The sequence below is a fragment of the Caulobacter sp. UC70_42 genome, assembly GCF_044056025.1.
Taxonomy (GTDB): domain Bacteria; phylum Pseudomonadota; class Alphaproteobacteria; order Caulobacterales; family Caulobacteraceae; genus Caulobacter.
The window spans coordinates 3,907,463-3,927,699 of the sequence record NZ_CP171994.1; the positions used below are offsets into that span (position 1 = coordinate 3,907,463).

Annotated in this window: 13 protein-coding genes and 6 pseudogenes; 6 read left to right on the forward strand and 13 right to left on the reverse strand. The window is 67.7% G+C overall.

The window, feature by feature from the left end:
• Positions 1 to 2: 2 nt before the first annotated feature.
• Both accB and aroQ read right to left on the reverse strand, forming a co-directional pair.
• Positions 3 to 509, reverse strand: coding sequence for an acetyl-CoA carboxylase biotin carboxyl carrier protein (gene accB, locus ACHMW8_RS19395; RefSeq protein WP_395443460.1), 507 nt, complete (start codon positions 507 to 509; stop codon positions 3 to 5).
• 60 nt (positions 510 to 569) lie between these two features.
• Positions 570 to 1,011: pseudogene (gene aroQ, locus ACHMW8_RS19400) on the reverse strand (type II 3-dehydroquinate dehydratase).
• Between the two features lie 78 nt (positions 1,012 to 1,089).
• On the opposite strand from aroQ, the gene thiS reads away from it, so the two are divergent.
• Both thiS and ACHMW8_RS19410 read left to right on the forward strand, forming a co-directional pair.
• On the forward strand, positions 1,090 to 1,290 hold the full coding sequence (thiS, locus tag ACHMW8_RS19405; protein WP_199743537.1) for a sulfur carrier protein ThiS: 201 nt from the start codon (positions 1,090 to 1,092) through the stop codon (positions 1,288 to 1,290).
• A gap of 45 nt (positions 1,291 to 1,335) precedes the next feature.
• A complete protein-coding gene (locus ACHMW8_RS19410; protein ID WP_199743536.1) occupies positions 1,336 to 2,145 on the forward strand; it encodes a thiazole synthase in 810 nt (269 codons plus the stop codon).
• 81 nt (positions 2,146 to 2,226) lie between these two features.
• Here ACHMW8_RS19410 and ACHMW8_RS19415 read toward each other — a convergent pair whose 3' ends face one another.
• The 4 genes and pseudogenes from ACHMW8_RS19415 to ACHMW8_RS19430 all read right to left on the reverse strand — a co-directional run bounded on the left by ACHMW8_RS19415 (position 2,227) and on the right by ACHMW8_RS19430 (position 7,449).
• Positions 2,227 to 2,970, reverse strand: coding sequence for a DsbA family protein (locus ACHMW8_RS19415; RefSeq protein WP_395443461.1), 744 nt, complete (start codon positions 2,968 to 2,970; stop codon positions 2,227 to 2,229).
• 48 nt (positions 2,971 to 3,018) lie between these two features.
• Positions 3,019 to 4,435 (reverse strand): annotated as a pseudogene (locus ACHMW8_RS19420) (M48 family metalloprotease).
• Between the two features lie 142 nt (positions 4,436 to 4,577).
• Entirely contained in the window at positions 4,578 to 7,307 is a 2,730-nt protein-coding gene (locus tag ACHMW8_RS19425) for an Rne/Rng family ribonuclease (RefSeq protein WP_395443462.1), read from the reverse strand.
• Positions 7,231 to 7,449: a hypothetical protein gene (locus ACHMW8_RS19430; protein WP_125158497.1), complete on the reverse strand. Its 219-nt coding sequence runs from the start codon at positions 7,447 to 7,449 to the stop codon at positions 7,231 to 7,233. The genes ACHMW8_RS19425 and ACHMW8_RS19430 overlap by 77 nt, the downstream gene beginning before the upstream one ends.
• 439 nt (positions 7,450 to 7,888) lie before the next feature.
• Between ACHMW8_RS19430 and ACHMW8_RS19435 the strand changes: the two genes are divergently transcribed.
• The 3 genes and pseudogenes from ACHMW8_RS19435 to prfB all read left to right on the forward strand — a co-directional run bounded on the left by ACHMW8_RS19435 (position 7,889) and on the right by prfB (position 12,827).
• Positions 7,889 to 9,085, forward strand: coding sequence for an N-acetylmuramoyl-L-alanine amidase (locus tag ACHMW8_RS19435; protein ID WP_125158496.1), 1,197 nt, complete (start codon positions 7,889 to 7,891; stop codon positions 9,083 to 9,085).
• Positions 9,086 to 9,256: 171 nt separating this feature from the next.
• A pseudogene (locus ACHMW8_RS19440) lies at positions 9,257 to 11,622 on the forward strand (penicillin-binding protein 1A).
• 83 nt (positions 11,623 to 11,705) lie between these two features.
• A pseudogene (gene prfB / locus ACHMW8_RS19445) lies at positions 11,706 to 12,827 on the forward strand (peptide chain release factor 2).
• Between the two features lie 84 nt (positions 12,828 to 12,911).
• On the opposite strand, the gene ACHMW8_RS19450 reads toward prfB, so the two are convergent.
• From ACHMW8_RS19450 to ACHMW8_RS19470, 5 genes and pseudogenes are all read right to left on the reverse strand, one after another.
• Positions 12,912 to 13,400 (reverse strand): polymer-forming cytoskeletal protein, encoded by a 489-nt coding sequence (locus ACHMW8_RS19450; protein WP_125158494.1) that lies wholly within the window; start codon positions 13,398 to 13,400, stop codon positions 12,912 to 12,914.
• Positions 13,381 to 14,533 (reverse strand): annotated as a pseudogene (locus tag ACHMW8_RS19455) (peptidoglycan DD-metalloendopeptidase family protein). Before ACHMW8_RS19455 ends, ACHMW8_RS19450 begins: the two are co-directional and overlap by 20 nt.
• 243 nt (positions 14,534 to 14,776) lie before the next feature.
• Complete coding sequence (locus ACHMW8_RS19460) at positions 14,777 to 15,238, reverse strand: peroxiredoxin (RefSeq protein WP_395443463.1); 462 nt, start codon at positions 15,236 to 15,238, stop codon at positions 14,777 to 14,779.
• Positions 15,239 to 15,314: 76 nt separating this feature from the next.
• Entirely contained in the window at positions 15,315 to 16,652 is a 1,338-nt protein-coding gene (gene tyrS, locus ACHMW8_RS19465) for a tyrosine--tRNA ligase (protein WP_199743534.1), read from the reverse strand.
• 93 nt (positions 16,653 to 16,745) lie between these two features.
• Positions 16,746 to 16,796: a hypothetical protein gene (locus ACHMW8_RS19470; protein WP_024265744.1), complete on the reverse strand. Its 51-nt coding sequence runs from the start codon at positions 16,794 to 16,796 to the stop codon at positions 16,746 to 16,748.
• Positions 16,797 to 16,838: 42 nt separating this feature from the next.
• Between ACHMW8_RS19470 and ACHMW8_RS19475 the strand changes: the two are divergent.
• Positions 16,839 to 17,946, forward strand: a pseudogene (locus ACHMW8_RS19475) (anhydro-N-acetylmuramic acid kinase).
• Between the two features lie 121 nt (positions 17,947 to 18,067).
• Here ACHMW8_RS19475 and ACHMW8_RS19480 read toward each other — a convergent pair.
• Both ACHMW8_RS19480 and ACHMW8_RS19485 read right to left on the reverse strand, forming a co-directional pair.
• Entirely contained in the window at positions 18,068 to 19,348 is a 1,281-nt protein-coding gene (locus ACHMW8_RS19480) for an NAD(P)/FAD-dependent oxidoreductase (RefSeq protein WP_395443464.1), read from the reverse strand.
• Positions 19,349 to 19,485: 137 nt separating this feature from the next.
• The gene (locus ACHMW8_RS19485; protein WP_395443465.1) at positions 19,486 to 20,136 is read right to left on the reverse strand and encodes an alpha/beta hydrolase; all 651 of its coding nucleotides are present in this window, start codon (positions 20,134 to 20,136) and stop codon (positions 19,486 to 19,488) included.
• Positions 20,137 to 20,237 lie beyond the last annotated feature (101 nt).

Below are 20,237 nucleotides of genomic sequence, written 5' to 3' on the forward strand. Positions count from 1 at the left end.
CGTTACTCGATGACGACGAGCGGCTCGCCGAACTCGACGGGCTGGGCGTCGGCGACCAGAATCTCGACGACCTTGCCGGCCTTCGGGGCCGCGATCGGGTTCATGGTCTTCATGGCTTCGACGATCAGCAGGGTCTGACCGGCCGAGACGGTGTCGCCCACCTTGATGAAGGCGTCGGCGCCGGGTTGCGGCGAGAGATAGGCGGTGCCGACCATCGGCGACTTCACGGCGTCGCCGCGGGCGGCGGCCGGAGCGGCTTCAACGGCGGGCGCGGGCGCGGCGGCGGCCGGGGCGGCGACCGGAGCCGGGGCGTAGGTCGGCGCGGCCGCTTGCACGTAGTTGACCGGCGCGGCGGTCAGTTCGCGCGCCACGCGGATCTTCAGGCCGGCGTGCTCGACTTCGATCTCGGACAGGCCCGTGTCCTTCAGAATGTCCGCCAGCTTGCGGACCAGACGGGCGTCGATGGCCGGAGCTTCGACCGGATCGGCGGGGGCCTTGGGGTTCGACATGGAAGCTTACCTTGTTCTCTTGAGCGCCTCGGCGGCGGAAAACGCCGGGCGTTATCGTTGTTAAACGCGGATCAGGCCGAAAGCGGCCTCGATCGCCAGTTCATAACTCGCCGCGCCGAAGCCCGAGACGATCCCGGTGGCGGCCAGCGAAACGAAGGTGTGGCGGCGGAATTCCTCCCTCGCCGCCGGGTTGGACAGGTGGCACTCGATCACCGGAATGCTCAAGGCCTTGAGCGCATCGAGCAGCGCGATCGAGGTGTGGCCATAGCCGGCCGGATTGATGATCAGCGCCGAGGCCGACTCACGCGCCTCGTGCACCCAATCGATCAGCACCCCCTCATGGTTGGACTGGCGGAAAACCACCGAAACGCCACGTGAAGCCGCCCGCGCCTCACAGCGCGTCCGGACATCCTCGAGCGTGTCCCTGCCGTAAATCTCGGGCTCGCGGGTCCCCCAACAGGTTGAGGTTGGGCCCGCTCAGCACGTGGATCGGTTTTACCATGCGGCTCCGCCGTCGATTCCGAGGGTCTTGTATAGCCGGTTCCGCCGGGTCACAAGCACGGCTCGCTTAGGAGGTGAGATGAGGCTTTTGCTGAACGGGGAAGAGCGGGACGTGGCCGACGTCGTCACGATCGCCGATCTGGTGGGCGCCCTGGGTCTGGACGCCCGCAAGGTGGCGGTCGAGCGCAACCTCGAGATCGCCCCACGCTCGACCTATGCCGACACCCGATTGGCCGACGGCGACCGCATCGAGATCGTGACGTTTATCGGCGGCGGTTGATCCTCCGCATTTGAAACGCCGGCTGACGGGGCGTAAACCGACCCCATGAACGCGCACGTTTCCCCCGACTCCGTCTCGGCTGACACCGAGGAAACCTGGACCGTCGCCGGTCGCACCTTCCGCTCGCGGCTGATCGTCGGCACGGGCAAGTACAAGGACTATGCGACCAACGCCGCCGCCGCGCGCGCGGCCGGGGCCGAGATCGTCACCGTGGCCGTGCGCCGGGTGAACCTGACCGACCCGACCCAGCCGCTGCTGGTCGACTACGTCAAGCCCAGCGAATTCACCTATCTGCCCAACACCGCGGGCTGCTTCACCGGCGAGGACGCCGTGCGCACCCTGCGTCTCGCCCGCGAGGCTGGCGGCTGGGACCTGGTCAAGCTGGAGGTTCTCAGCGATCCCAAGACCCTGTTCCCAGACATGGAAGAGACCCTGCGCTCGCTGAAGCTGCTGGTCGCCGACGGTTTCCAGGTCATGGTCTACTGCTCGGACGACCCGGTCTACGCCCGCAAGCTGGAAGAAGCGGGCGCGGTGGCGATCATGCCGCTGGGCGCGCCGATCGGCTCGGGCCTGGGCATCCAGAACCGGGTGAACCTGCGGATCATCGTCGAGAACGCCAAGGTCCCGGTGCTGGTCGACGCTGGCGTCGGCACGGCCTCGGACGCCGCCATCGGCATGGAGCTGGGCTGCGACGCCATCCTGATGAACACCGCCATCGCCGAGGCCAAGGACCCCATCCGCATGGCCAAGGCCATGAAGCACGCGGTCATCGCCGGGCGTGAGGCCTATCTGGCCGGGCGGATGCAGAAGCGGCTGTACGCGGATCCGAGCTCGCCGTTGGCGGGGCTGATCTGAAGCGCCGTTTTTGCGCTCTAGCCCTTGTCATCCCGGCCGCAGCGAAGCGGACAGCCGGGATGACAAGGAATTTCAGCTTCCTCAGCCCTTCGCCTTGGCCGCCCGGGTCTGGTCGATGGCCAGCTTCAGCGCGTTGATGTCGGCGCCCGGGACCAGGGTGTCGCCGACGATGAAGGCCGGGGTGCCCGACAGTTGCAGGGTCTTGGCCAGGGTGTCGGTGTCGGCCAGGTGCTGGGTGACCGCTTCGCTCTCGCCGGCGGCCTTGGCCCTGGTCATGTCGATGCCCAGGCCGGCCGCGATCCGCAGGGCGGCGGCGGCGTCGAGCGCGTTCTCGGCCATCAGCGCCTTGTAGAGCTCCAGGCTTTTGCCCTGGTCCTTGGCGCCCAGCGCCAGGCGGGCGGCGGCCTCGCTGTCGTGGCCGAAGATCACGAAATCCTTCAGCACCAGGCGAATGTCCGGGTTCTTCTGGACCAGATCGACGATCTCGGGCGCGGCGTGGCGGCAATAGCCGCAGCGATAGTCGAAGAACTCGGTGACGGTGACCGAGCCGTTCGGGTTGATGACGATGTCGCGGGGGTCGCGCTCGATGGCCTGACGGTACTGGCCGATGGCCTTCTGGGCCGAGGCGGCCTGTTGCGAGGCCTGCTTTTCCTGCAGCTTCTGGCTGGCCTCCATCAGCACTTCGGGGTGCTCCAGCAGATAGGCGCGGACCTTTTCGCCGAACCGGTCGCTGGGCTTGGGCGCGGGGCGTTCGCAGCCGGCGAGGGCGACGCCGGCGACGGCCAGCGGAACAGCGAGAGTCGCGGCGCGACGAAGCAGGGTCATGAAGATCTCGAAATGTGGAAGAGAAAGGATCTGACGGCCGAGGTCGGCCTAGGGGCTGGGGTTGGATGGCCCCACGCTGTCCTTGGCCAGGTCCTTCAGGTCCTGGTTGGACGGGCGCGAGGCCAGGACGATGTCGGTGGCGCGGCGCCAGTCGGGGGTGTTCTTGGTCAACAGCTCGCGGGCTCGCATGGCGAAGACCCGGGCCTCGCGCACCGCGCCGAGCGAGTAGTACTGCTCGGCGGTGGCCAGACGCGCCTCGCCATCCTTCTTCTGGGTGTCGTAGGCCTGGGCCAGCAGGCGCCAGGTCACCGAATTGTCCGGGTCGTTCAGCAGGCTGCGCTTCAGCTCCTGGACGCCTTCCTCGACTTTCTTGGGGTCGTTCAGGTTGATCAGAAGTCTGGCCGAGATTGACCCGCAGCAGGGCCGCGTCGGGCTTCAATTGCACCGACTTGCGCTGAGGTTCCTCGGCCTGGGCCACGCGGTTGAATTCGAACAGGATCTGCCCCTTCAGCTCCCACAGATAGGGGTTGTCGGGATGGTCGGCGATCAGCGGGTCGAGCAGCTGCAGGGCCCGGTCGGGCTCCTTCATCTGATAATAGGCGATGGCGCGGGCGTAGCGAGCGGGGAAGCCGGTATCGGTCTCCTTGTACTTCATCAAGGCGACCTGCGGGTTCAGGAACCCTTCCAGCTTGGCTTTCATGATCTCGTGCTGGGCAAGGTCTTCGGGCGTGTCGACCGCGCTATAGTGCGGCTGGCGTTCGACGCGGCTGCGCAACACCTCGATCCGTTCGGACGACAGGGGGTGGCTGCGGAAATATTCGTAGCGTCGGGCCTGATCGAAGACTTCCTGGTAGCGGAAGTTGTCGAAGAACTCGACGAGACCTCGGCCTGACTGGCCCGTGGCCTCCAGGAAACCGGCGCCGGCCTGGTCGGCGCGCGATTCCTGCTCACGGCTGTAGCCCAGCGCGCCTAGCGCCCCGGCGTATTGGGCGTTGCCTAGCAGCACGGCGGCGCCGTCCGCGGACCCGGCCAGAGCCGCCAGCACGCCCAGTCCCATGGTCAGGATCATCGGCTTGAGGCCCGCGCGCGTCATCTCGCCAGACCGGATCGGGTGGCCGCCGGCTAGGTGCCCGGTTTCGTGGGCGATGACGCCGCGCAGCTGGTTGGGATTTTCGGTCTGCAGGATTAGGCCGGTATTGAGGCCCATCTGCAGGCCCTGGGTCGCGAAGGCGTTCAGCGACTTGTCGCCGACGATCAGGATGCGAACCGTCTTGGGATCCAGGCCCGCCGCCGCATAGATCGGGTCGGCGTCGTGATGGAGGATTTCCTCGATCTCGGTGTCCCGGATCAGGGAGGGGCCGTCGTCCTGGGCCAGGGCGACCTGGGGGACGCTGGACGCGAGCACGGCCAGCGCGGACAAAGCCACGCCAAGGCGCCTCCCAGCTTGCCCGCTACGCGAGGTCATTGAGTGATCTCCAGATCGCGCCCCCGCGAACCACGACCAGTCTAACTTGGAAGCTGGAGGCGAGGGAACAAGGCTCTCGCTTCCGCTTCATGACGATTTCGGCCCGCGCATCCTGGGATGCGCGGGCCGCCATCAGGTCAGCCTACCGGCGCCACCAGCCTTTGCGAGGCTTTTCGGGCGGGGTGGTGATCTCGGCCGGATCCGGCTCAGCCGGAGCGGCCGGGGTCGTTTCGACGACGGGTTCCGGCGGCGCTTCCACGACCGGCGCGGGCGCGGCCTCGACGACCGGTTCCGGAGCGGGCTCCGGAGTCGGTTCCGGCGGGACCACGGCGACGCTCTCGGTCACGGCTTCGGCGACAGCCTCGACAGCCGTCTCGGGGGCGGCGTCCTCGGCGACGGCCTTCTTGCCGCGCGAGCGGACGCGCTTGGGCTTCTTGGGCGCTTCCTCGGCCTCGGGCAGTTCGACCCAGACGTCGGCGGGCGGGCCCGAGATCACCGGCGGCGCCAGGACCGGGGCTTCGAATGGCTCGGCGGACTCGGCGGGGCTCACGGCCTCGACGGGCGAGGCGTCGGCCACGGCGGCCGGGGCCTCGTCGCGGTCACGGCGACCGCGGTCACGGCCGCGACGGCCGCGTTCGCGAGACGGACGTTCCTCGCGCTCGGGACGCTCGACGGCCTCCGACGACCCGGCGCGGGCTTCCGGCGCAGGGCGGCGCGGCTCGCTGGCGCCGCCGACCAGGGCGGCCGGGTCGTGCCAGGTGAAGACGTTCTCGCCGAACGGGACACGCGGACGGATCCAGACGAAGGCGTCGGTCGGACGATCGCCGTCCTCGCGACCGCCACGACGGCCGCCACGACGACCACGGCGGCGACGGCGGCGGGCGCCGTCATCATCATCGGCGAACTCGGCGCGGTCGTCGGCGTCGAGTTCCAGCTCGTCTTCGTCGCCCTCGGCTTCGGCGGGAGCCTCGCCTTCGGTCTCGCGTTCGTCGCGACGACCCCGGCCACGGCCGCGATCGCGACGGCCCCGACGACCCTTGCGGTCGCCGCGATCCTCGTCGCGAACCTGCTTGCGGGCCGAGGCGTCGTCGTCGTCGGTATCTTCGCGCTCGAGGCCGTCTTCGTCCTCGTCGTCGATGATCTCTTCTTCTTCCTCGTCCTCGTCCTCGAAGGCCGTGGGATCGAAGTCGTCGTCTTCGTCGACATACGGAGCCGGGGCGATGGCGATGCGCTCGCCCAGTTCCGTGCGCTCGATTTCCTGGTCGCCGGCGTGCAGGCTGTCGTCGACCACGACGGTGACGTGCAGGCCGTGCGTCTGTTGCAGGCGCTGCAGGTAGTCGCGCTTTTCGTTGAGAATATAGAGGCCGACCGAGCGGGCGACCTTCAGGATCACCGCGCCGGACCCCTTCAGGGCCTCGGCCTCGACCGCGCGCAGGGCGGCCAGGGCGCTGGACTCCACCGAGCGGACGCGGCCGGTGCCTTCGCAGTGTTCGCAGACGTGGGTGGTGCCTTCCAGGACGCCGGTGCGGCGACGTTGGCGGCTGATCTCCATCAGGCCGAAGCCCGAGATCTTGCCCATCTGGATGCGGGCGCGGTCGTCCTTGAGCGCGTCCTTCAGGACCTTCTCGACCGTGCGGTTGTTCTTGCCTTCATCCATGTCGATGAAGTCGATGACGATCAGGCCGGCCAGATCGCGCAGGCGCAGCTGGCGAGCGGCTTCTTCGGCGGCCTCGACATTGGTCTTGAGGGCCGTGGCCTCGATGTTGCGCTCGCGCGTGGCCTTGCCCGAGTTGACGTCGATGGCGACCAGGGCCTCGGTCTGGTTGATCACCAGATAGCCGCCGGAACGCAGCGGCACGACCGGCGAATAGATCTGGGCCAGGTGGTCCTCGATCTTGTGCTTGACGAACAGCGGGGTCGGGTCGCGGTAGTTGAAGACCTTCTTGGCCTGGCTCGGCATCAGCATGCGCATGAAGTCGCGCGCTTCTTTATAGCCAGCGTCGCCCTCGACCCAGATCCCCTCCAGGTCCTTGTCGTACATGTCGCGAATGGCGCGTTTGACGAGGTCTTCTTCCTCGTAGATCAGCGCCGGGGCGACCGAGTGCAGCGTGTTGTCGCGGATGTTTTCCCACAGACGCAGCAGATATTCGTAGTCGCGCTTGACCTCGGCCTTGGTGCGCTTGCGCGCAGCCGTGCGGACGATCAGGCCCATGCCCTGCGGCACGTCCAGGCTCTGAACGACGCTTTTCAGGCGCTTGCGGTCGGTGATCGCCGTGATCTTGCGGCTGATGCCGCCGCCGCGGGCGGTGTTGGGCATCAGGACGCCGTAGCGGCCGGCCAGCGACAGATAGGTGGTCAGGGCCGCGCCCTTGTTGCCGCGCTCTTCCTTGACGACCTGGACCAGCATGATCTGCCGGCGGCGGATCACTTCCTGGATCTTGTACTTGCGCATCAGCCGGCGCTTGCGGCGCGCCAGCTCTTCTTCGACGTCGTCATCGTCATCGTCGACCGCGTGGCCGCCGTTGACATCGTCCTCGTCGTCGCCGCCCGAGGCGCGACGTGAAACCGGGGTGTCATCGTCGTCGTCGCCCGAATCGTCGCGCATGAGCGCTTCGCGATCGGCGACCGGGATCTGATAGTAGTCCGGGTGGATTTCGTTGAACGCCAGGAAACCGTGACGGTTACCGCCGTACTCGATGAACGCGGCCTGGAGGCTGGGTTCGACGCGGGTCACCTTGGCGAGGTAGATATTTCCTCGAAGCTGTTTGCGGGTTTGGCTCTCGAAATCGAACTCTTCAACCCGGGTTCCGTCCACGACGACCACACGCGTCTCTTCGGCGTGTGCTGCGTCGATCAGCATCTTCTTCGACATAAAGGAAGTCTCCACGGCGCGCGGCGGGCGCGAGGCCCGGGCGCCGATATGAATGAAGGGCGCGCGCGTCGCCGACCGTCGCACCGTCAGCGCGGTTGCGAAGGGTCAGGTGCCAAAGGCGATCGGGTGCGGCGCAGCCCATTGGGGGTTTCGTTTTTCCCTACCGCGCGTGAAGCGCGGACTGGATGGTTTGCCTGTCGCGTCACGAGTGGCGCGAAGAGGCGTCAGTTGTCGCGCCGGGTGGCGCGGATCGGATGGCGCGTCGTCGCCAGGAGGGCGTTTGAGCCCGACGCGAGCCCTAGATCCGGCGTCTCGGTAGGCGTCTTGCCCGCCAGATCGGCCGTGTCTCGAACACTATCTAGTCTGCCGCCTTCGCACCGGAAGAGGTTCAAGACCACTTTCGAGGCTGGGACGGCCCGCACGGAGTCGTGACGATCACGACATTCGTACGCGGCGGGACTGTAGCCACATCGACGCGCAAAAGAAAAGCTTTCGACGGATGATCTGGACTTAACCCTTTGGCTACCGGCTCGGGCCGATATTGACATTCGGTTCACCAGTTTCGGATTACGCGGGCGGGGATGCGCAAGCTTCTTATCAGTTTGGCCCGCATGGGTTGGGTCAGGGCGGCCCTGATCGTCGGCGGTCTCACGACGGCCGGCGTCGCCGTGGCCACGGCCCAGGGGCCCGCCGCGCCCGCCGGCGTGCAGAAGGTCCGTTTTGGCGGCGATCGCCTCGAGACCCGCGTCGTCATCGACCTGGACCGCGCCGCGGCCGGCAAGCTGATCTCCGACGGCATGAGCGACCAGCGCCTGGTCATGGCCCTGCCGAACGTTCTGGTGTCCGGCGATTTGCAAGGGTCCGGCCAGGGGCTGGTCAAGCGCTGGGTGATCGACGAGGTCGCCGGCGGCGCTCGTCTGCGCCTGGACCTGACCGGCAAGGCCGAGGTCCGCCGCCGGTTCCTGCTGCCGCCGGGCGACGGCGCGACCGCCTATCGTTATGTCATCGACCTGAAGGCCGTCGACGGCGCTCCCCCCGTCGCCACTCCCCAGGTTCCGCGCCTGACCTTGGCCAGCGGACCGGTCAAGGCCGCGCCGCTGCGCCTGAAGAAGGTCATCGTCATCGACGCCGGCCATGGCGGCAAGGATCCCGGCTCGCTGGGCGTCAACGTCTTCGAGAAGGACGTGACCCTGGCCGCGGCCAAGGCCCTGAAGGCGCGGCTGGAGCGCACCGGCCGGTTCCAGGTCGTGCTGACGCGCGAGACCGACACCTTCATTCCCCTGGAAGGCCGCGTGCAGATCGCCCGTCGCGCCGACGCCGATCTCTTTATTTCCCTGCATGCCGACTCGGGTCCCGACGTCAGCACGCGCGGCGCTTCGGTCTACACGGTGTCCGACAAGGGCTCCGAGCGTGTTGGCCTCGTCCTCGACAAGGACGACTGGCTGATGAAGGCGAACCTGCCGGGCCGCGATCGCGCCGTCAGCCAGATCCTGCTGGATCTGTCGCAGCGCGCCACCAAGAACCGTTCGGCCGCCTTCGCCCAATTGCTGCTGGCCAGCGTCGGCGAGGAAACCACGCTGCTGCGCCGCAGCCATCGCGACGCCGGCTTCATCGTGCTGCTGGCGCCCGACGTGCCGGCCGTGCTGCTGGAGATGGGCTTCATCACCAATCCCGAAGACGAGGCCTTCCTGACCACCAAGGCCAGCCGCAATCGCCTGGTCGACGCCGTCGGCGACTCGATCGAGGCCTATTTCTCGGCGGGTCTTCGCAAGTCCTGACGCCGGCTGCGGGGACCGGCTTCCCCTTTTGCCCGTCGCCCTCTAATCACAGGGATGATCGTTCGTGCTTCGCGCCGCGAGGTGCGACCGCAAAACCGCTTACGGTTCGGCGACAAGCGATCTAGTGAAGGGTGTGCGGCAGGCGAGGGGGCCTGCCTCGACGGAGGTCGCGTGGATCTGAAACCCACCGAACGATGGATGGCCATCGCGGGCGTGGCGGTGCTTTCGGCCATCGCGGTCGCGGGTTTCGCGATCGCGATCTACGCCGCCTGGCTGTTCCACGACATGCCCGACGCCGGCGAGCTGCAGGACTATCGTCCGCCGACGGCGACGCGCGTCTATGCCTGGGATGGCACGCTGATCGGCGAGTACAGCAAAGAGCGCCGGATCTTCATCCCCTACGACCAGATTCCGCCGCAGCTGGCCCAGGCCTTCCTGGCGGCCGAGGACCGCAACTTCTTCCAGCACGGCGGCGTCGACGTCGGCGGCCTGTCGCGAGCGATGATCAAGAACGTCGGCAACGCCATTCGGGGCAAGCGCCTCGAGGGCGGCTCGACCATCACCCAGCAGGTCGCCAAGAACGTCCTGCTGACCAGCGACGCCACGGTCGGGCGCAAGTTCAAGGAAGCGATCCTGGCCCATCGCCTGGAGCAGTCGCTGACCAAGCAGCAAATCCTCGAGCTGTATCTCAACGAGATCTGGCTGGGTTATCGTTCGTTCGGCGTCGGCGCGGCCGCCTATAATTACTTCGGCAAGGCGCTGCCGGACCTGACCCTGGCCGAATGCGCGTTCCTGGCCTCGCTGCCCAAGGGGCCGGACAACTACCATCCGATCCGCAACAAGGCCAAGGCCATGGCCCGGCGCAACTGGGTGCTGGGCCAGATGGCCGATCAGGGCTGGGTGTCCAAGGCGGAGGCCCGGAAGGCCATGGCCGAGGACTTGGTGGTCCAGGCCGCGCCCAAGCGCGCCGCCTATCGCGACGCCGACTACTTCGTCGAGGAGGTGCGCCAGCGCGGCATGGCCACGCTGGGCCCGCGCCTCAGCGAGGGCGGCTACTATATGCGCACCACGCTGGATCCGCGGCTGCAACGGCCGCGCGCTCGGCGCTGATGGACGGACTTGAAAAGTACGACCGCCGCCACGGTTGGCGCGGGGCCTGGGGCCACGTCGAATCGACGGACCTGGACTGGGAAAAGACGGCGCTGAGCAAGGCCGCGCCCGCGGAGCGCCGCCAGTGGCGCTCCGCCCTGGTCACCTCGAACGACGGCCACGTCCGCCTCGTCAAGAACGAGGGCGAGGGCCAACTGGTCGGCGAAGACGTCACCTGGGCCAGGAATGGCAAGGGCCTCAAGGCCGGCGACCTGGTGTTCGTCGAGAAGACCGACGCCGGCTATCGTCTGCGCCAAATTCCGGCGGTCAACGGCGCCCTGGTGGCCATGGAGCCCTATACGGGGCGGATCGTCGCCCTGGTCGGCGGCTACAGCTACTCGCTGTCGAACTTCAACCGCGCGACCCAGGCGATGCGCCAGCCGGGCTCGTCGTTCAAGCCGTTCGTCTACGCCACGGCCCTGGAGAACGGCTACACGCCGGCCAGCGTCATCGTCGACAGCGCCATCACCTTCAAGGGCGCGAACGGCCAGGACTGGAGCCCGGAGAACTACCACAAGGAGTTCTACGGGGCCCAACCGTTGCGCAAGGGCCTGGAGCAGTCGATCAACGCCATGACCGTACGCCTGGCCCAGGGCGTGGGCATGAAGAAGGTCGTCGACTTCGCCCAGCGCGCCGGCGTCACCCGCACCATGGATCCCGTCCTGGCCATGGCCCTTGGGGCGGGCGAGACGACGCCGTTCAAGCTGACCGCCGCCTACGCCGCCTTCGTCAACGGCGGTCGCCGCGTCGAACCTCACCTGATCGAACTGGTGCAGGATCGCGAGGGCAAGGTCATCTTCCGGGCCGACAAGCGCGATTGCGAACGCTGCGACGCCGGCTTCAACGGCGATGAAAGCCCCAGGTTCGCCGCCCCGGGCGAGCAGATCATGGATCCGGTCACCGCCTACCAGATCACCTCGATGCTGCAGGGCGTGGTCCAGCGCGGCACCGCCGCCGCGGTCAGCTCCCTGGGTCGCCCGCTGGCCGGCAAGACCGGCACGACCAACGAGTACCGCAGCGCCTGGTTCGTCGGCTTCTCGCCGAACCTGGTGGTCGGCGTCTTCGTCGGCTTCGACGACAACCGCTCGCTGGGCGAGGGCGAGACGGGCGCCACCGACGCCGTTCCGGTGTTCATGGACTTCATGAAGGTGGCGCTGGACGGGCAGCCGGTCGTCGACTTCAAGCCGCCGAAGAACGCCAAGTTCGCCATGGTGCGCGGCGTCCGCGAGGCGTTCCGTCCGGGCACCGAGCCGAAGGTCGAGGTCGCGCCGACGGGGCCGATCCCGTACGAGCAGATCTCGCCAGGCCTGCCGCAACCGGTCCAGCCGACGCCTCAGCCGGGCAAGCCGCCGCCGCAGAAGGTCGATCCCCTCAGCGGGCTCTATTAGGGCGGGCTCTACGAACTCTCATTGCGTGGGAGCGCGACGCGCGTTATTTCCCGCGCCCTTCAACATTGTCACGGAGTAACGTGATGCGACCGGATATCGAGGCCGCCGCGGCTGACATCGAGCAGTCCATTGGACTGCTCAGGAGGCGTCTTTGACTGGGATGTCGCCCTCCGAAAGCTCGATGAGCTGAACGCCCGGGTCGAAGACCCGACCCTGTGGGATCGTCCGAGCGAAGCCCAGGCGGTGTCGCGCGAGCGCGCCGCCCTGGCCGCCAAGGTCGAGGCCGTGCAAGGCATCGAGCGCGACCTCAAGGACGCGCTGGAATACGCCGAACTGGCCGAGATGGAGTCCGACGAGGATTCCCTGAACGACGCCCGCGCCCAGCTGAAGGCCATCAAGGAACGCGCGGGTCGCGCCGAGCTCGAGGCCCTGCTCTCGGGCGAGGCCGACGGCAACGACGCCTATATCGAGATCAACTCCGGGGCCGGCGGCACCGAGTCCTGCGACTGGGCCGGCATCCTGCTGCGCATGTATACGCGCTGGGCCAACGCCCATGGCATGACGACCGAGCTGATCGAAGAGACCGACGGCGACCAGGCCGGCATCAAGTCCGCGACCCTGCTGGTCAAGGGCCCGAACGCCTATGGCTGGCTGAAGACCGAGGCTGGCGTGCACCGCCTGGTGCGTATCAGCCCGTACGACAGCAGCGCCCGCCGCCACACCTCGTTCGCCTCGGCCTGGGTCTATCCCGTGGTCGACGACACGATCGAGATCGAGATCAACCCGGCCGACGTGCGGACCGACACCTACCGCGCCTCCGGCGCCGGCGGTCAGCACATCAACAAGACCGACTCGGCCGTGCGTCTGACGCACATCCCGACGGGCATCGCCGTGGCCTGTCAGGCCGGGCGCTCGCAGCACCAGAACCGCGAAGAAGCGTGGAAGATGCTGCGCGCCCGTCTCTACGAGGCCGAGCTGCAACGGCGTGAAGCCGCCCAGCAGGCGCTGGAAGACCAGAAGACCGATATCGGCTGGGGTCACCAGATCCGCAGCTACGTCCTGCAGCCCTACCAGATGGTCAAGGACCTGCGGACCAACGTCGAGACCTCCGACACCCAAGGCGTGCTGGACGGGACTTGGACGCCTTCATGGGCGCGTCTCTGGCCCAACGCGTCGGCGCCACGCGCGGCGCGACGGAAGGCTAAGGTCCGCGCCTCGGAATACGAAAACGCCCCGGAGCGATCCGGGGCGTTCCTGTATCCGAAGCCTATCGCGAAGCGCGCGAAGCGTCAGCCCGAGACGGGCTTGGCTTGGGCGATGGCCAACTGCTCCGGCGGCGGGGCCGGTTGGACGGTCGGGGCGGGGCGCTGGAACTTCAGGCTGCGGCCCTGGAAGAAGGCCCCGGTTTCCATGGCCAGCTGTTCGTGGGTGATATCGCCATCGACGTAGGAGGTGCCGTAGAGGCGAACCTGCTTGGAGGTGATCGCGCCGACCACGCGGCCGCGCACTTCCACCGCCTCGGCATAGACGCCGCCCTCGACATGGCCGGTCTCGCCGACGGTCAGGCGGCCGACGCGAACGTCGCCCTTGACCACGCCGTCGATCTGCAGCTCGCCTTCGCCGGTGACGCTGCCTTCGATGGTCAGGTCGGCCGACAGCAGAGACGCCACCTTCGGCGGCGCGCGGCGGGCCTGCTCGGCGGGAGCCGCCATCGGGGTCGGCAGGGGCTCGATGCGAGCCGAGGTCTTTGAGCCCGACTTAGCTTGCTTGCTGAACATACTCACCAGCCTTCAAGTAACGATTGGGATTTCTGGGCCTTACCGTTGACCCAGACTTCGTAGTGGAGGTGCGGACCGGTCGAGCGGCCCGTCGAGCCCATGGCGCCGACGCGGCTGCCGATGGTCACGCGCTGACCGACGCGGACACCGATGGTGGCCAGGTGCGCGTAGCGCGTCTTGAAGCCGCCGCCGTGGTCGATCTCGACCGTGTTGCCATAGCCCGAGCGGACACCGGTGAACGAGATGACGCCGGGGGCCGTGGCCATGATCGGGGTGTAATAGGCGCCCGGGAAGTCGAGGCCCGAATGGAAGGCCGGTCGGTGCGTGAACGGGTCGAAACGGACGCCGTAGCTGGACGACAGGGCCGGATTGCCGGTCGGACGGTAGAAGGGCAGCTTCTTGGCCGCCGCGCCGAGGCTGCGCATGTCCGACATGTCGTTGGCGGCGTGCTGGATGCGGCTGGCGAACTCCTCGTCGACGTCGAGGACGGCGGCGAGGGCGCGCGGATCCTTGGCTTCGATCAGCGGGCCGCCCAGCGATACGCCGCGGCCGGTGAAGTTGCCGGCGTCCAGACCCGCCATCCGCATGGCCAAGCGCAGGCGCTCGGCGCGGCTCTTGGCAAAGCTCTCGGCGGCGTCGATCAGGCGCTCCTGATCCATCCGCGTGGCCTGGATGCGCTGCACGGGGCTGGCGGCCAGCAGGCGTGGCTTGGCGACCGTCAGGGCCTGGGCGGCGCCGGGCACGCCCTTGAAGTCGGAAACCAGGAGGGCGAGGGCGGCGTGGCGCTTCTCGACCGAGGCGGCCAGGTCTTCCAGTGAGCCGTTGGTGGCCGACAACTGGGCCACGGCGCTGTTCAGGCGAGCCTGGCGGTCTGCGTTCAGGCGCTCATAATAGGCCTTCTGGCGGATCACCTGCTGGTCGGTCGAGCTGACCGCCAGGGCGTTGACCGCCATCGAGGCGGTGCAGACGCCCATCCACAGCGCGGTGATGGCGACGACGGAAGCGCCCAGCAGCTGCTTGTTCGTGGAAAAGACGTAGCCGCGCATCTCGCCGCCGGAGCGGATATAGATGTGCCGTTCGGGAAATAGGGCTTCGAGAGAGTGCCGCAGTCGCTTAAAGCGCTTGATCGCCATCGCCCAAGAAACCCCCCGTTTCAGGTCTGGGCGATATGCTACGAGAAAGCGGAAAGGCGCAAGACTCTTCGCGCCCCAAGAAGAGCGCGACTCGAAAAAAGTAACATTGCGCCTCGATCCTTAACGTTTCCTGACCATCCGGAGCAAACGTTAAGGCTGTATTCCGGCGTGAAGGTCACACGGAGAGGCGCCGATACAACACCTCGGCGACCGACGGGTTCCTCGGAGGAGCAGAATTAAGGCCTACTTGATGGCCTTGGCGGCGGTCATCACCGCCTTGATGTGCCCGGGCACCTTCACCTTGCGCCACACTTCGCGGATCATGCCCTCGCGGTCAATCAGGAAGGTCGAGCGGTCGATGCCCATGTACTTGCGACCGTACATGCTCTTTTCGACCCAGGCGCCATAGGCCTCGACAACGTCGCCCAGCGGGTCGGCGGCCAGGGCGATGGTCAGGTCGTGCTTGGCGCGGAACTTGGCGTGTGAGGCGACGCTGTCCTTGGACACGCCGACGATCACCGCGCCCAGCTTCTGGAACTCCTCGACTTCCGACGAGAACTGCAGGGCCTCGGACGTGCAGCCGGCGGTGTCGTCCTTCGGATAGAAGTAGAGGACGACGTTCTTGCCCTTCAGGCTGGCCAGGCTGACGCGGCCGGTGTCGGTCGGCAGGTCGAAATCAGGGGCCTTGTCGCCGGGCTGCAGCATCGAACGCGTCTCCAGGTGGGAAAGGGTCGCCCCGGCCCTTGGCTACGCCAGGGCCGGGAGCACAATCAACCGATAACTAAACGGGCTTCACCAACACGATCTTCTTCTTGCCGGCGGCCAGCTTGACGACGCCTTCGACGAGGTCCGCCGAGGTAATCACTCGGTCCGCGCTGGCCTCGGCCTTGTCGTTGACCTTCAGGCCGCCGCCCTGGGCCAGGCGCCGAGCCTCGCCGCGCGAACCGGCCAGGCCCGCGTCGGCGAACAGGGCCGCCAGCACGACGCCGGCTTCCAGTTCGGCTGCCGGGACCTCGAAGGTCGGCAGGTCGGCCGACAGCGCGCCCTGCTCGAAGGCCTTCTCGGCGGCGTCACGGGCCTTGCGGGCCTCCTCCTCGCCGTGGGCCATGCGGGTGGCCTCGTCGGCCAGCACCTTCTTGGCGTCGTTGATCTGGGCGCCCTCGAGGGCTTCCAGTTCGGCGATCTTCTCCAGCGGCAGGTCGGTGAACAGCTTCAGGAAGCGGCCGACGTCGGCGTCCTCCGTATTACGCCAGAACTGCCAGTAGTCGTAGGGGCTCAGTTGCTCGGCGTTCAGCCACACCGCGCCGGCCATGGTCTTGCCCATCTTGGCGCCCGAGGCGGTGGCCAGCAGCGGCGTCGTCAGGCCGAAGGCGGCCTTGTGGTCGACGCGGCGGGTCAGCTCGACGCCGTTGAGGATGTTGCCCCACTGGTCCGAACCGCCCATCTGCAGCACGCAGCCGTGCGCGCGGTTCAGCTCCAGGAAGTCCACCGCCTGCATCAGCATGTAGTTGAATTCGAGGAAGGTCATCGGCTGTTCGCGCTCAAGCCGCAGCTTGACCGAGTCGAAAGCCAGCATCCGGTTGACCGTGAAGTGCACGCCGTAGTCGCGCAGGAACTGCACGTAGCCGAACTTGCTGAGCCAGGCGTCGTTGTCGACCATGATGGCGTCGGTGGGGCCGTCGCCGAAGGTCAGGAACCTGGCGAAGACCTGCTTGATGCCGGCGATGTTGGCGGCGATGTCGGCGTCCGACAGCAGCTTGCGGCTCTCGTCCTTGCCGGTCGGGTCGCCGACCTTGGTCGTGCCGCCGCCCATCAGGACGATCGGCTTGTGACCAGCCTGCTGCAGGCGGCGCAACATCATGATCTGGATCAGGCTGCCGACGTGCAGGCTGGGGGCCGTGGCGTCGAAGCCGATATAGGCGGTGATGATCCCGCCGGCGGCCGCGGCGTCCAGCTCATCCGGGTGGGTGATCTGATGGATGTAGCCGCGCGCCTCCAGGGTTCGCAGGAACTCCGACTTGAAGGACGGCGCGGCGGACATGGTTCGACTCTCTGATTGACTTGGCGGGCCGTCTAGCACGGCGAGGTCCGCCAAATCGAGGGAATGTGAGGGTTTCATTGCAAACTCCGGGACGGGAGCCGGAGCGCATGATCGACTGGATGAGAGCGACCCCGGCGAGGCGGGGCGGCGACGTGTCTGGTCAGCCTCCCGCTATGGCAGCGGGCGGTAATAGGGGCGGGCCAGGACGAAAGCGTCGATCATGGGTCTAGCTACCGTTTGCCGCCCGTGGCAGTCAACGTTTCCATGAAGATCCTGGGATTCATGACCGGCACCTCGCTCGACGCGGTCGACATGGCGGTGCTGGAAACCGACGGCGAAGACATCCAGGGCTTCGGCCCGGCGGGCGAGCGCAAGCTGCGCGAGGCGACCCGTGATCTGCTGCTCAAGGCCACCGACATCGCCCGCGCCTGGCCGCGCGGCGAACCCGAGCCGGCGATCTTCGACGAGGCGCGCAGGGCCGTGGCCGACGAGCACCTGCATGCGGCCGAGAGTTTCCTGGCCGAGCACGGCCTGTCGTGGAGCGATTTCGACCTGTTGGGCGTGCACGGCCAGACGGTCCTGCACGAGCGGCCGACCGCCGATCGTATCGGACGGACGGTCCAACTGCTGGACGCCGAGCGCATGGCCCAGGTCAGCGGTCGCCCGGTGGCCTTCGACTTCCGCACGGCGGACGTGGCGGCCGGCGGGGAGGGAGCCCCCCTGGCGCCGATCTATCACGCCGCCCGCGCTCGGGCCTCGGACCTGGCCGCGCCGGTCGCGGCGCTGAATGTCGGCGGGGTGGCCAACATCACCCTGATCGGTCCGGACGGATCCCTGCTGGCCTTCGACACCGGTCCGGGCAACGGCATGATCGACCTGATGCTGCAGGCGCGCGGCATCGCCCGCTTCGACGAGGACGGCAAGCTGGCCTCGGTCGGCCGCGTGGACGAACGGGCGCTGAACGCTCTGCTGTCGAGCCCGTATTTCGATGCGCCGGTCCCCGAAGTCCCTGGACCGCTACGACTTTTCTCTGGAGCCGGTGGCGCACCTGTCGCCTGAGGACGCCGCCGCGACCCTGGTGGCCTTCACCGCCGAGGGGGTATTCCGCGCCTTCGCCCAAGGCGGCGAAGCGCCCAACGCCCTGATCGTCTGCGGCGGCGGCCGGCACAATCCGGCGATCATGAAGACCCTGGCCGAGCGGGCGCCCGTGCCGGTCGAGGCCGCCGAGGCGCACGGCTGGCGCGGCGACAGCATCGAGGCCGAGGCGTTCGCCTACCTGGCGGCGCGGACGGCCAGGGGGCTGCCGATCAGCTTCCCGGGGACGACGGGGGTGAAGGCGGCGATGACGGGCGGAAGGATCGTTACGCCCTAGATCCTCCCCGCGTCGCGGGGGAGGTGGCCCAGAGGGCCGGAGGGGGGCGAGTGCCGCCGACCTCCAGCTAGCCCCCTCAGTCGCTCCGCGACAGCTCCCCGCAACGCGGGGGAGCAGCCCTTCAGTGCAATTTGAGTCTTCCCGACACTCTCCGCTGCAGCAGGCGCGCCAGCGCCAGGGTCGCCGTGCGGCCCACGCCCAGGATCGCTCGGTGATGGTCCAGGTGCAGCGACATGTACGCCCACTTGGCGATCAGCCCTTCGACGAAGAAGTTCGGGCCGCCCAGCCCGCCCATCAGCGCGCCGACGCCCTTGTTGTCGCCCAGCGACACTAGCGAGCCGAAGTCGCGATAGACGAACGGCGCGTCGATCCGGCCCTGGTGCAGCCGCGCGATCAGCGCTCGCTCCAGATAGCTGGCCTGCTGGTGCGCGGCCTGGGCGCGGGCGGGGATGGTCTTGCCGTCCTTCCACGGCGCGGCGGCGCAGTCGCCCAGGGCCCAGACGTCGGGGGCCGAGGTCTCCAGGTGGTCGTTGACCACGAACTGGTTGCCGCGATTGGTCTCCAGCCCAAAGCCGGTATTGGCCTCGGCCGCCTTGACGCCCGCGGCCCAGACGATCAGGTCGGCCGGACTGTCGCCCTGGCTGGTCTCCAGCCGGTCGGCGTGGACGGCCAGCACCTTGGCGCCCGTTCTCACCGCCACGCCCTTGCGCTCGAGGGCCAAGGTCGCCTTGTCGGCGATCTTCGGCGGCAGGCCGTTGAGGATCCTCGGCGCGGCCTCGACCACCGTGATGTCCAGGCGGAAGCGCTGTTCGTCGCCGACGCTGTCCAGCAGCTCGCGATGCGCCTCGATCAACTCGGCCGACAGCTCCACGCCGGTGGCGCCGCCGCCGACGATGGCCACGCGCATGATCTTGTCGGGCGAGAACGAGGCCTTGGTGAAGGCCGCCAGCAGCCGGGCGTGGAAGGCCTCCGCGTCCTCGGTGCGCTCCAGCAGGTGCGCCCGTTCGGCGCCGGGCGTGCCGAAGAGGTTCGAGCCCGAGCCGATCGCCAGCACGCCGAAGGTGAAGGTGATCGTCCGCTCGGGGGCCAGCAACTGGCCGTCCGCGTCGGTGATGGGCTTCAGGGTCAGGCGCTTGGCGGCCGGGTCGAAGGCGGCCAATTCGCCGAGCAGGAAGTTGAAGCCGTTCGAGCGGCCCAGGATCGAATAGGAAATCCCTTCCTGGTGGACGTCCAGCGTGCCGGCCGCCACCTCGTGCAGGGTCGGCTTCCAGATGTGGAAGCTGGAGCGGTCGATCAGCAGCACCCGGCGCTTGCCGTGCCGGCCGCCCAGCCTGCGGCCCAGCCGCGAGGCCAGTTCCAGTCCGCCGGCGCCGCCGCCGACAATGACGATGTCATAGTGCATCACCGCGTCCCTGATATTCATCAATCAGTGAAAACATAGGATCGTGACCGATGTTACGCCATCGCCGCTCCGTCACGTCGCACAAACGAAAAAGGCCTCCCCGGAGGGAGGCCTCGAATTCGAACCGGTAGGCTCGTCTAGATCGGGTTTTCGGCCAGACGCTTGTCGAGATACTCGCTGACGCTCTTCTCGACGCTGGGCAGGTGCTCGGTCCAGAAGTGGCTGGCCTTGTCGATGACCTCGTAGTCGATCGTGATGCCCTTCTGGGTCCGCAGCTTGGTGACCACGCGCTCGACCTCGACCGGCGGGGTGATGGTGTCGGCCGAGCCCGTCAGGAACAGGCCCGAGGCCGGGCAGGGGGCCAGGAAGCTGAAGTCGTACATGTTGGTCGGCGGCGACACCGAGATGAAGCCGTCCGTCTCCGGGCGACGCATCAGGAGCTGCATGCCGATATAGGCGCCGAAGTCGAAGCCGGCGACCCAGGTCTGGCTGGCGGCCGGGTTGCCGGTCTGCAGCCAGTCGAGCGCGGTGGCCGCGTCGGCCAGCTCGCCGATGCCGGCGTCGAACTCGCCCTGGCTGCGGCCGACGCCGCGGAAATTGAAGCGCAAGGTCGCGAAACCGCGCTTCATGAACAGGTGGTACAGTTGAACCGACACCGGGTGGTTCATGTGACCGCCGGCCTTCGGGTGGGGGTGCAGGATCAGCGCGATCGGCGCCGTCTCGGTCTTGCCCGGAGAATAGCGACCTTCGATCCGCCCGGACGCGCCGGTCAAAATCACATCAGGCATGTCGTTCCCTTGAGCTCGCGAGCGGCCTGTCATCCGACGATTGGATCGCCAGAATACTTGACTACTGCGCTTGGTCTTCCTAGATCGCAACCAGTCGCGGG